The organism is Pseudomonas sp. R3.Fl (assembly GCF_023516765.1).
GTDB classification, from domain to species: domain Bacteria; phylum Pseudomonadota; class Gammaproteobacteria; order Pseudomonadales; family Pseudomonadaceae; genus Pseudomonas; species Pseudomonas citronellolis.
The window spans coordinates 7,162,650-7,174,832 of sequence record NZ_JAMGSO010000001.1; the positions used below are offsets into that span (position 1 = coordinate 7,162,650).

At 69.7% G+C, this 12,183-nt stretch carries 6 protein-coding genes; 4 read left to right on the plus strand and 2 right to left on the minus strand.

What is annotated here, in order from left to right; translation table 11 throughout:
- The first annotated feature begins 92 nt into the window (after window positions 1–92).
- Entirely contained in the window at window positions 93–1,673 is a 1,581-nt protein-coding gene (locus tag M8R19_RS31620) for an arylsulfatase (protein ID WP_249919967.1), read from the plus strand.
- A gap of 114 nt (window positions 1,674–1,787) precedes the next feature.
- Window positions 1,788–4,292: a fused MFS/spermidine synthase gene (locus M8R19_RS31625; RefSeq protein ID WP_249919968.1), complete on the plus strand. Its 2,505-nt coding sequence runs from the start codon at window positions 1,788–1,790 to the stop codon at window positions 4,290–4,292.
- A gap of 465 nt (window positions 4,293–4,757) precedes the next feature.
- Here the strand turns inward: M8R19_RS31625 and M8R19_RS31630 are convergent, their stop codons facing one another.
- Window positions 4,758–5,771, minus strand: coding sequence for an AraC family transcriptional regulator (locus M8R19_RS31630; RefSeq protein WP_116424374.1), 1,014 nt, complete (start codon window positions 5,769–5,771; stop codon window positions 4,758–4,760).
- A 98-nt stretch (window positions 5,772–5,869) separates the two neighbouring features.
- Between M8R19_RS31630 and M8R19_RS31635 the strand changes: the two genes are divergently transcribed.
- Window positions 5,870–7,453: a GMC family oxidoreductase gene (locus M8R19_RS31635; RefSeq protein ID WP_249919969.1), complete on the plus strand. Its 1,584-nt coding sequence runs from the start codon at window positions 5,870–5,872 to the stop codon at window positions 7,451–7,453.
- 575 nt (window positions 7,454–8,028) lie between these two features.
- On the opposite strand, the gene norR is transcribed toward M8R19_RS31635, so the two are convergent.
- A complete protein-coding gene (gene norR, locus M8R19_RS31640; protein ID WP_249919970.1) occupies window positions 8,029–9,594 on the minus strand; it encodes a nitric oxide reductase transcriptional regulator NorR in 1,566 nt (521 codons plus the stop codon).
- 190 nt (window positions 9,595–9,784) lie between these two features.
- On the opposite strand from norR, the gene M8R19_RS31645 reads away from it, so the two are divergent.
- Window positions 9,785–12,058 (plus strand): nitric-oxide reductase large subunit, encoded by a 2,274-nt coding sequence (locus M8R19_RS31645; RefSeq protein WP_249919971.1) that lies wholly within the window; start codon window positions 9,785–9,787, stop codon window positions 12,056–12,058.
- The last annotated feature ends 125 nt before the right edge of the window (window positions 12,059–12,183 follow it).

Consider the following 12,183-nt stretch of genomic DNA (forward strand, 5'->3'; position numbering starts at 1 on the left):
GGGCGCGCAGGGGATTCCAGCCAGGCAGTTGGTGCCCCCGGTGAACGTAGTCGTGGTTCACGACAGCTAAACCGGAAGGGAGTAACACCTACATGAAACGTACGGGAAGATGGTTGTCGCAGTTCGCCCTGGCGGCGACGGCGATAGTCGGCTGCTCGCTCGCCAGCGCCGCCGACAAGCCGAACATCCTGGTGATCTTCGGCGACGATATCGGCCAGACCAACATCAGCGCCTACGGTTTTGGCGTGGTCGGCTACAAGACGCCGAACATCGACCGCATCGCCAAGGAAGGCATGATGTTCACCGACTACTACGCGGAGAACAGCTGCACCGCCGGCCGTTCCACCTTCATCACCGGCCAGTCGGCCCTGCGCACCGGGCTGTCCAAGGTGGGCGTGCCCGGCGTGCCGGTGGGCCTGCAGGACCGCGACGTGACCATCGCCCAGGCGCTCAAGGCCCAGGGCTACGCCACCGGGCAGTTCGGCAAGAACCACCTGGGCGACCGCGACGAATACCTGCCGACCAGGCACGGCTTCGACGAGTTCTTCGGCAACCTGTACCACCTCAACGCCGAGGAGGAACCCGAGCGCCCGTACTGGCCGAAGGACGACGCGGACTTCGTCAAGGCTGCCTCGCCGCGCGGGGTGATCCACTCCACCGCCGACGGCAAGGTCGAGGACACCGGCCCGCTGACCGCCAAGCGCATGGAAACCATCGACGACGACACCACCCAGGCCGCCATCAACTTCATCGACAAGCAGACCAAGGCCGACAAGCCGTTCTTCGTCTGGATGAACACCACCCGCATGCACGCCTACACCCACGTGCGCGAGTCCATGCAGGGGCAGAGCGGCATGCCCGGCAACGAGTACGCCGACGGCATGCTCGAACACGACGGTGACGTCGGCAAGCTGCTCAAGACCCTCGACGACCTGAAGATCGCCGACAACACCATCGTCATCTACACCACCGACAACGGCCCGAACCAGTGGTCCTGGCCGGACGCGGCGACCACCCCGTTCCGCAACGAGAAGAACTCCAACTGGGAGGGCGCCTACCGGGTGCCGGCGATGGTCCGCTGGCCGAACCACATCAAGGCCGGCGAGGTCTCCACCCAGATGTTCTCCGGCATGGACTGGTTCCCGACGCTGCTCGCCGCGGTGGGCGACACCGACATCAAGGAACGCCTGCTCAAGGGCGCCAACATCGGCGGCAAGACCTTCAAGGTGCACCTGGACGGCTTCAACCAGCTGGACTACCTGACCGGCAAGACCGACAAGAGCGCCCGCAAGGAGTTCTACTACTTCAACGACGACGGCGTGCTGGTGGCCATGCGCTGGGACAACTGGAAGCTGGTGTTCTGCGAGCAGCGCTCGCCGGGCGGATTCACGGTGTGGAGCGAGCCCTTCACCTGCCTGCGGGTGCCCAAGCTGTTCAACCTGCGCATGGACCCGTACGAGCGGGCGGACATCGTCTCCGACCAGTATTACGACTGGGCGGTGAAGAACGTCTACCTGGCCTTCCAGGGTGAGCGCAAGGCGGCGGCCTTCCTGCAGACCTTCGTCGAGTACCCGCCGAGCCAGCGTCCGGCCAGCTTCAGCATCGACCAGGTGCGCGAAGAGGTGGACAAGAAGATCGAAGAGAAGATGAAGCAACAGGGCACTGCCAAGTAAGCCGCCCTGCGTGAAGCGGGCTTTCGCCCCCGTGCCTGCGACGGTTCGCCGTCGCAGGCATTTCCATTTCCCGACAAGGCCGTCCCGATGCCCCCAGCCGCCAGCCCGTCCCGTATGAGAAACCGCCCCGCGCTCGCCACGCAGCCCCGGGCGCAGCTGTCGATGCGGGTCCCGGCGCTGCTGATGTTCGCCTCCGGCGGCGCGGCCCTGGTGTTCCAGGTGCTGTGGGTGAAACAGCTTTCCCTGGTGGTGGGGGTGGAGGTGTATGCCGTCACTACCGCCATCAGCGCCTTCTTCGCCGGCCTGGCCCTGGGCGGCCTGGCCTTCGGCCGTTGGGCCGACCGCCTGCGCCGGCCGGTGCGCCTGTATGCCGGCCTGGAACTGCTGGTGGCGCTGCTGGGCGTAGGCGCCACCTTCGCCCTGGCCCATGCCGCCGGGGCCTTCGCCCGCCTGGAGGCCAGCCTCGGCCTGCTGGCCTGGCTGTTGCCCTTCGCCCTGGTGGGGCTGCCGGCCTTCTTCATGGGCGGCACGCTGCCGGTGCTGGTGCGCGCGCTGAAGCCCGCCGAGGGCCAGCTGGGCCGCGCCGGCGGCGGGCTGTACGCGGCCAATACCGCCGGCGCCATCGCCGGCACGCTGCTGGCCGCCTTCGTGCTGCTGCCGGCCCTGGGCGTGCTGGGCAGCGCCTGCGCCGCCGCGGGCTTCAACCTGCTGGCCGCAGCCGGTGCGTTGCTGGTCCGCCGCGAAGCCGTGGAACCCGCCGCGCCCGCCGGGCAGGTTGCGCCGCCGCGCCGCCCGGCCATGCGCCTGGCCATCGCCCTGTACTGCGTGGCCGGTGGCGTGGCGCTGGGCTACGAAGTGGTGTGGACGCAGTCCATCGTGCAGTTCATGAGTACCCGCGCCTTCGCCTTCGCCGTGGTGCTGGCCACCTACCTGTGCGGGCTGGTGCTGGGCAGCGCGCTCTATGCCCGGCGCGCCGATCGCCTGCGCGACCCCTGGGGGCTGTTCGGCCTGCTGATCGCCGCCGCCGGGCTGCTGGCCATCCTCCAGATCGCCGGCCTGGGCGCCTGGCTGCTGGGTGCGCAGACCCGCGCCGAGGCGCTGATGCTGGGGCTGGGCGGCAGCGAGCTGGCCGGTATGTGTGCGCGCTTCGCCGTGGCCGCGCTGTGCGTGGTGTTCCTGCCGACGACCCTGCTGGGCGCCGCCTTCCCCCTGGCCCTGCGCCTGGCGGTGGACAGCGCCCACGTCGGCCGCGACGTCGGTCGGGTAGTGGCGCTCAACACCCTCGGCGGCATCCTCGGCGTGATGCTTACCGGCTTCGTGCTGGTGCCCGCCCTGGGCCTGGTGCGCACCCTGGCGCTGCTCGCGGTGCTGGCCGCGGCCGTCGGCCTGCTGGCGGTGTGGCGCGGCGAAGGCGTGGGCAAGCGGCTGCGCCTGGGCGTGGCGCTGGTCGCGGTGGCCACCCTGGCCGTTGGCGCGCTCACTTCGCCCCGGCACCTGGCCGAACTGCTGCCGGCGGCGCGCCACGGGCAGATCACCTTCTACGAGGAAGGCCGCGGCGGCACCGTGGCGGTGGTGGAGCAGGGCAGGGGGCAGAACCGCTTCAGCCGCCTGTACATCCAGGGCGTGTCCAACACCGGCGACGCCATGCCTTCGCTGCGCTACATGCGCCTGCAGGCACTGCTGCCGCTGCTGGTGCACGATGGCGAGCCGCGCTCGGCGCTGGTGATCGGCTTCGGCACCGGCATCACCGCCGGCGCCATGCTGCGCTACCAGGGCCTGCAGCACCCGGTGGTGGCCGAGTTGCTGCCCGAGGTGCTGGCCGCCGCGCCGCACTTCAAGGGCACCTTCGACGCCCGCCACGACCCGCGCCTGGAGATCCGCCTGCGCGATGGCCGCCGCGAGCTGCTGCGCAGCGCCGAGCGCTACGACATGATCACCCTGGAGCCGCCGCCGCCCTCGGCCGCCGGCGTGGTCAACCTGTACTCGCGGGACTTCTACCAACTGGCCGCCAGCCGCCTGGAGCAGGGCGGCATCGTCGCCCAGTGGCTGCCGCTGCCGACGCAGAACGAAGAGGACAGCCGCGCGCTGGTGCGCAGCTTCATCGACGTCTTCCCCCACGCCTGGCTGTGGACCACCGAGTTCCACGAGATGCTGCTGGTGGGCTCGCTGCAGCCGCTGCGCCTGGACGTGCCGCGCATCCGCGAGCGCTTCGCCCAGCCGGAGGTTTCCGCGGCCCTGGCCGAAGTGGGCGTGGACTCGCCCGAAGCGCTGCTGGCCACCTGGGTGACCGACCGCGCCGGGCTGGAAAGCTTCGCCGGCGACGCGCCGCCAGTCACCGACGACCAGCCGCGCATCGAGTACGCGCCCTGGGTGCGCGCCAAGGAGATCACCCGGGTGCTGCCGGCGCTGCTGGCACTGCGCCACGCGCCGCCGCTGGAGGGCGCCGAGCCATCCTTCCGCGCCGCGGTGGACGACCACTGGACGCGCCTGCGGCGCTTCTACGACCTGAGCCTGCACGCCTACCGCGGCGACCGCCAGGCCTGGGCGCGGGACGCCCGCCAGGTGGTCCGCGACGACGGCGATAATCCCTATTACCGCTGGTTCCTCGGCGCGCCGTAGCCAGAAGCACCAGGATGACGCCGGGTTTTCCATCGGCGCCGAACGGCTCCCTCTCCCTTCAGGGAGAGGGCTGGGGAGAGGGTTGCGGACTTCGCCCCACGCACCTCTGCCAACCCTGACTCCGCACCCCCTCCCTAACCCTCCCCCGCAAGCGGGAGAGGGGACCGTTCGGCGCGATGCGGAATCACGAAGCTCCCTGACGCCAGCATCCACTCCAACGGCGTATAACCGCGAACGGTTATACGCCCTACGGTGGGAGTCACCGGGTAGCCAGGAGCACCAGGATGACGCCGGATTCGCCGCCCGCTCCGAACGGCCCCCTCTCCCTCCGGGAGAGGGCTAGGGTGAGGGCAACGGCTCCAGCCTCGTAGGATGGGTTGAGCGAAGCGATACCCATCGCCATGGCCGCATGGGTTTCGCCAAGGCCCAACCCATCCTGCGAAAAGCGCTTCGGCGGGACTCGCCCTACGCGCGCGGCCCCAACAACTGGCGCCGATACGCGCCGGGCGTAACGTCGAACCAACGCCGGCAAGCACGGTTGAACACCGCCTGCTCGCTGTAGCCGAGCATGTTGGCGATCTGCGCCAGGGGAATGTCCCGCGCCGCCAGGTAGGTTTGCGCGCGTTCGCGGCGGACGCCCTCGACCACCTCGTCGAAGGTCAGCCCCAGCTCGCCCAGGCGGCGTTGCAGGGTGCGCTCGTGCAGGCCCATCTGCTCGGCCACCAGGGGCAGGCGGCAGCGCTGGGTCGGCAGCATGCGCATGACCATGCGCCGCACCAGCTCGCCCAGGTCGCTGGCGCCTTCCTGCTCGAACTGGCTGAGGTACTGCACCAGGGTGCGGTGCAGCGTCGGGTCCTGCTGCTCGATGCGCTGCTGCAACTGGGCCTGGGTCAGCAGCATGGCGTAGCCGGCCTGGCCGCTGCGCACTTCGGTGCGGAAGTAGCGGCGGTAGCGCAGCAGGGGCAACGGGCTGGCGCCGTGCAGCTCCACTGCCTGCGCCTTGAAGGCGGGGCCGCAGAGCAGCGTCATGGTGTTGTGCGTCACGCCCATGGCCAGCTCGGCCATCTGCCGCTGCTGCGTCACCCCGGGGATGCGCAGGGCGATGCACAGCCGCGGGGCCTGGCCGGGCGTCTGGTCCAGCTCCAGCTGGATGCCCGGGCTGTGGTAGCCGATGAAGCGCACCACGTCGGCCAGCGCGTGGGCCACGGTCACCGAGTGGCGGGCGATGGCGGCGATGGGGCCGAGCACGTGCAGGTTCTGGTACGCGGCCATGCGCAGGCCGAAGTCCGGGCAGTCCAGCTCGGCGGCGGCGCATTCCAGCAGCCCTACCAGCGAGCGGAAGGGCACCCGGGCGTCTTCGTCGTCGAGCAACTGCGGCTTGATGCGAAAGCGCTCCAGGTAGGCGACCGGGTCCCGGCCGTGCTGGGCGACCAGCTCACGGAAGCCGGTGAAGGAGGTGGTGCGGATGAAGGGTTCCATGTCGTCAAGAATCAATTATATGTCATCAAAGATCAATCAATCCGCCCGCGTCCGGCGAAGAATCCAGGGCGTTCCCATCCCCTCATCCCGGAGCACCCATGGAATTCGACTACATCATCGTTGGCGCCGGCTCGGCTGGCTGCGTGCTGGCCAACCGCCTGAGCGCCGACCCCGGCGTTTCCGTGTGCCTGCTCGAAGCGGGGCCCGAGGACCGCTCGCCGCTGGTGCACGCGCCGGCCGGCATCGCCGCCATCCTGCCGACGCACCACGTCAACTGGGCCTTCGACACCGTGCCCCAGCCCGGCTTGGGCGGGCGCATCGGCTACCAGCCGCGGGGCAAGGTGCTGGGCGGCAGCAGCTCGATCAACGGCATGATCTACATCCGCGGCCACCATAGCGACTTCGACGACTGGGCGGCGCTGGGCAACCCCGGCTGGTCCTTCGCCGAGGTGCTGCCGTACTTCCGCAAGAGCGAGCGCCACCATGGCGGCGGCTGCGAGTACCACGGCGGCCAGGGCGAACTCTACGTCGGCAAGGTGGACGCCCACGTGGCCTCCCATGCCTTCATCGAGGCCGGGCTGCACGCCGGCCATCGCTATAACGAGGACTTCAACGGCGCCGAGCAGGAAGGCATGGGCCACTACGAGGTGACCATCCGCGACGGCCGCCGCTGGAGCGCCGCCACCGCCTTCCTCAAGCCGATCCGCCAGGCGCGTAGCAACCTGACGGTGCTCACCGGCGCCCGCGCCGAACGCATCCTGCTGCAGGGCGGGCAGGCCTGCGGCGTGCGGGTGACGCACAAGGGCCAGCACCTGGAACTCAAGGCGCGCCGCGAGGTGCTGCTCAGCGCCGGGGTGTTCGGCAGCCCGCAGCTGCTGATGCTCTCCGGCATCGGCCCGGAGGCCGAGCTGAAACCCCACGGCATCCGCGTGGAGCACGAGCTGCCGGGCGTGGGGCAGAACCTGCGCGACCACCCCGATGTGGTGCTCTGCTACCGCAGCCACGACACCTCGCTGCCCGGCTATTCGCTGCGCGGCGGCGCGCGCATGAGCGCGGCCCTGGCGCAGTACCTGGCCAGCCGCAGCGGCCCGCTGGCGAGCAACTTCGCCGAGGCCGGCGCCTTCCTGCGCACCGGCCCCGAGCAGAGCCGCCCCGACGTGCAGCTGCACTCGGTGGTGAGCCTGCTGGACAACCACAACCGCACGCTGCACTGGGGCCACGGCTTCAGTTGCCACGTCTGCGTGCTGCGGCCCAAGAGCGCCGGCAGCCTGGGCCTGCAGTCCGCCGACCCGGCCGCGGCGCCGCGCATCGACCCGAACATCCTCGGCCATGACGACGACGTGCAGACGCTGCTCAAGGGCTACCGCATGGCGCGGGAAATCTGCGAGCAACGGCCCATGGCGCGCTTCGGCCTGCGCGACATGTACAGCAGCGGCCTGCACAGCGACGAGCAACTGGTGGAGGTGCTGCGCCGCCGCACCGACACCATCTACCACCCGGTGGGCACCTGCCGCATGGGGCCCGACGAGGACGCGGTGGTGGACAGCCGCCTGAAGGTCCGCGGCATCGAGGGCCTGCGCGTGGTCGACGCGTCGATCATGCCGACCCTGGTGGGCGGCAACACCAACGCGGCGGCGATCATGATCGCCGAGCGCGCGGCGGGGTGGATCGGCGGGGCCTGAACCTCCGGCAAACACAACGCCCGTAGGATGGTGTTGAGCGAAGCGATACCCATCGCCATGGCCACATGGGGTTCGCCAAGGCTCAACCCATCCTACGAAGAGCACCCCGGTGTGCCTACAGGGGAATGGCGTGCCGGGGCGGCGTAGGAGCGGATCTCATCCGCGAAGCGCGCCGGGATGTCCGGCCATCGCGGACAAGGTCCGCTCCTACGGGGAAGGAATACCGTGCCTCCCGGCAACCTGTAGGAGCGGGCCCTGCCCGCGATTTCGCGCGCAGGGCGCGCTCCTACATTGGAGTGGCGCAGGTGGGGCGGCGTAGGAGCGGATCTCATCCGCGAAGCGCGCCGGGATGTCCGGCCATCGCGGACAAGGTCCGCTCCTACGGGGAAGGAATACCGTGCCTCCCGGCAACCTGTAGGAGCGGGCCCTGCCCGCGATTCGCGCGCAGGGCGCGCTCCTACAATGGGAATGGTGCGGGTGGGGCAGCGTAGGAGCGGATCTCATCCGCGAATCGCGCCGGGATGGCCGGCTATCGCGGACAAGGTCCGCTCCGAAGATCAGCGCAGGCCCGGCGCTCAGCGCAGGTCCAGGCGACGCGCCAGCTTGCGCAGGTTGCTCGGGTCCATCTTCAGCGCGCGGGCGGCCGCCGCCCACTTGCCGCCGTGGCGCTGCAGCGCGCGTTGCAGCAGGCGGCGCTGGTAGTCGTCCACCGCCTCTTGCAGGGAATGGGCGTCCTCGACCGAGGGGGCGATGGCCACGCTGGCGTCGTCGGTCGCCGGCAGCTCCAGGCCTAGCCCCGCCGCATCTATGCTCAGCAGCTCGCGCCGGGAGCCGGCCTGGCTCAGGGTCTTGAGCGCCGCGCGGCTGATGAGGTGTTCCAGCTCGCGCACGTTGCCCGGCCAGGCGTAGTCCAGCAGGGCCTGCTCGGCGTCCGGCGCCAGGCGCAGGCAGCGCAGGCCCAGGCGGGTGCGGTTGAGTTCGAGGAAGTGCCCGGCCAGCACCAGCACGTCCTGGCCGCGCTCGCGCAGCGGCGGGATGTGCACCGGGTATACCGACAGCCGGTGGTAGAGGTCGGCGCGGAAGCGCCCGCCGCGCACCTCGTCGGCCAGGTGGCGGTTGGTGGCGGCGATGATGCGCACGTCGACGTGCTTGGGCCGGTCGGCCCCCAGGCGCTGGATCTCGCCGCCCTGCAGGGCGCGCAGCAGCTTGGCCTGGATCGACAGCGGCAGCTCGCCGATCTCGTCGAGGAACAGCGTGCCGCCGTTGGCCGCCTCGAAGCGGCCCTGGCGGTCCTGGGCGGCGCCGGAGAAGGCGCCGCGCACGTGGCCGAACAGCTCGCTTTCGGCGAGGGTTTCCGGCAGCGCCGCACAGTTCACATACACCAGCGGCTTGCGCGAACGCGGCGAACTGGCGTGCAGGGCGCGGGCGAACAGCTCCTTGCCGACGCCGGTCTCGCCCTGCAGCAGCACCGGCAGCTCGGAGTCGGCGACTATCTTCAGCTCGTCTAGCAACTGGTGCAGCACCGGGCTCTCGCCGAGGATGCCGGCGCCGGGCTCCAGGGCCGGCTCGGCCAGGGCGCCGCGGGTCAGGCGCAGGCGGCGCACTTCGCTTTCCAGGCGGCCGACGCGCACGGCGGCCTCGATCAGCGGCGCGTAGTGCTCCAGGCGCCGGACCAGCGCCGGCGAGAAGCTGCCGGGGCGCAGGGCGTCCAGGGTCAGCGCGCCCCAGGCGCGGCCTTCCAGGTAGAGGCTCATGCCCATGCAGTCGTGCACCGGCAGGGGCTTGTCGGGGCTGTCCTGGAGCAGGCCGTCGTAGGGATCGGGCAGCTCGCTGTCGGCGCTGAACTGCAGCGGCTCGCGCTGCGCGAGGATGTGCGCCAGGCGCGGGTGGCTGGCCACGGCGAAGCGCCGGCCGAGCACTTCGCGGTCCAGGCCCACGGCCGCCTGGGGCTGGAGGCTGTCGCCATCGAGCTGCAGCAGCACCACGGCGCTGCAGGAGAACTCGTCGCGCAAAGCCACCACCAGCCGCTGCAGGCGCTCGGCGGTGGGCAGGTCGTCGGCCAGGTCCGCCAGGAGCCTGTCCAGTAGTGAGGTATTTTTTACCTTTGCGAGGTCATTTGAACCCGTTACGGGTGCGGTCATTTCGACTCTTGAATTTCGCAAGTTATTGATCCTGGGAGGTTTATGGGATGGCACACAGCTTGCGATAGCGCAAGCAGTGCCTGACCAAGGAGCCATCCCATGCACGTCCCGCTCAGCAACATCCCAGGCCGCCGTGCCTGCGTCAAATCCGCCAGCCCCATTCGCCCGGTCACCGGGGAGGAGCGCCATCATGGGTGAATACCGCAAGTTGTGGTGGGCGCTGATCGCCGTGCTCGGCGTGACCTTCTGCATACTCGGCTGGTTCGGCCGCGAGGTCTACCGCCAGGCGCCGCCGATCCCCGCGCAGGTGCGCAGCGAGACCGGCGAAACCCTGTTCACCGGCACCGACATCCTCGACGGCCAGACCGCCTGGCAGAGCGTGGGCGGGATGCAACTGGGCTCCATCTGGGGCCACGGCGCCTACCAGGCCCCGGACTGGACCGCGGACTGGCTGCACCGCGAGCTGAGCGCCTGGCTCGACATCGGCGCGCATGATCAGTACGGCAAGGCCTTCAGCGAACTGGACGGCGACCAGCAGGCCGTGCTGCTCGCCCGCCTGAAGCGCGAGTACCGCGGCAACCGTGCCGAAGATGGCGTGCTGACCCTCAGCGCACGTCGCGTCGAAGCCATCCGCCACACCGCCGACTACTACATCGCGCTGTTCGGCGACGACCCGGCGCTGCAGCACAGCCGCAAGAGCTTCGCCATGAAGGAGGGCACCCTGCCGGACCTGGCGCGGCGCCAGGAGCTGACGCACTTCTTCTTCTGGACCGCCTGGGCCGCGGCCACCGAACGCCCGGGTGCGGCGGCCACCTACACCAACAACTGGCCCCACGAGCCGCTGATCGGCAACCAGCCGACCGCCGAGAACGTCATGTGGTCCATCGTCAGCGTGGTGCTGCTGATCGCCGGGGTGGGCTTCCTGGTCTGGGCCTTCCTGCGTGGGCATGAGGAGGCGGAACCGGAGCCGCCGCTGCAGGACCCGCTCAGCCTGGTGGCGCTCACCCCGTCGCAGCGGGCGCTGGGCAAGTACCTGTTGCTGGTGGTCGGGCTGTTCGGCTTCCAGGTGCTGCTGGGCGGCGCCACCGCGCACTACACGGTGGAAGGCCAGGACTTCTACGGCATCCCGCTGTCGCAGTGGTTCCCCTATTCGCTGCTGCGCACCTGGCACATCCAGAGCGCGCTGTTCTGGATCGCCACCGGCTTCCTCGCCGCGGGGCTGTTCCTGGCGCCGATCATCAACGGCGGCAAGGACCCGAAACACCAGAAACTCGGCGTCGACGTGCTGTTCTGGGCGCTGGTCGTGGTGGTGGTCGGCTCGTTCATCGGCAACTACCTGGCCATCGCCCAGCTGATGCCGCCGGAGTGGAACTTCTGGCTGGGCCACCAGGGCTACGAATACGTCGACCTGGGGCGCCTGTGGCAGATCGGCAAGTTCCTCGGCATCGCCTTCTGGCTGCTGCTGATGCTGCGCGGCATCCTGCCGGCCTTCGGCAAGCCGGGCGACAAGAACCTGCTGGCGCTGCTATCGGCCTCGGTGATCGCCATCGGCCTGTTCTACGGCGCCGGCCTGGCCTACGGCGAGCGCACCAACCTGTCGGTGATGGAGTACTGGCGCTGGTGGGTGGTGCACCTGTGGGTAGAAGGCTTCTTCGAAGTCTTCGCCACCACCGCGCTGGCCTTCATCTTCTCCAACATGGGCCTGGTCTCCGGCCGCGCCGCCACCACCGCCAGCCTGGCCTCGGCCTCGCTGTTCATGCTCGGCGGCGTGCCGGGCACCTTCCACCACCTGTACTTCGCCGGCACCACCACGCCGGTGATGGCGGTGGGCGCCACCTTCAGCGCCCTGGAAGTGGTGCCGCTGGTGGTACTGGGCTACGAGGCCTGGGAGAACTGGCGCCTGAAGAGCCGTGCCGCCTGGATGCAGCGGGTGAAATGGCCGCTGGCCTGCTTCGTCGCCGTGGCCTTCTGGAACATGCTCGGCGCCGGGGTATTCGGCTTCATGATCAACCCGCCGGTCGCGCTCTACTACATCCAGGGCCTGAACACCACGCCGACCCACGCCCACGCCGCGCTGTTCGGCGTCTACGGCTTCCTCGCCCTGGGCTTCACCCTGCTGGTGCTGCGCTACATCCGCCCGCAACTGCACTTCAACGAACGGCTGATGAAGACTGCCTTCTGGTGCCTCAACGGCGGCCTGGTGCTGATGCTCGCCACCAGCCTGCTGCCCATCGGCATCATCCAGTTCCACGCCAGCGCCAGCGTCGGTCTCTGGTACGCCCGCAGCGAGGAGTTCATGCAGCAACCGCTGCTGCAGACACTGCGCTGGGTGCGCACCTTCGGCGACCTGGTGTTCATCGTCGGGGCCCTGTCGATGGCCTGGCAGGTGGTGACCGGCGTGCTTTCCCCGAGCGACAAGCCCGTGAAAGTCTTCGCGGAAGGAGGTGTGCAGGAGCAGGTTTGACGATTCGATAGGAACAAGCGTTGGTAACGCACGCGGCCTGCCAGGGAGGTGGGGGGCGTGCGTTTTTGCATGTGTCCGTCGGCCTCAGAAACTCTGCGACATCTCTCCTTGTGCCAGGCGGGAGT

Coding starts and splice junctions, on each gene's coding strand:
- M8R19_RS31620 (WP_249919967.1), top strand. CDS start 93: ATGAAACGTACGGGAAGATGGTTGTCGCAGTTCGCCCTGGCGGCGACG.
- M8R19_RS31625 (WP_249919968.1), top strand. CDS start 1,788: ATGAGAAACCGCCCCGCGCTCGCCACGCAGCCCCGGGCGCAGCTGTCG.
- M8R19_RS31630 (WP_116424374.1), bottom strand. CDS start 5,771: ATGGAACCCTTCATCCGCACCACCTCCTTCACCGGCTTCCGTGAGCTG.
- M8R19_RS31635 (WP_249919969.1), top strand. CDS start 5,870: ATGGAATTCGACTACATCATCGTTGGCGCCGGCTCGGCTGGCTGCGTG.
- norR (WP_249919970.1), bottom strand. CDS start 9,594: ATGACCGCACCCGTAACGGGTTCAAATGACCTCGCAAAGGTAAAAAAT.
- M8R19_RS31645 (WP_249919971.1), top strand. CDS start 9,785: ATGGGTGAATACCGCAAGTTGTGGTGGGCGCTGATCGCCGTGCTCGGC.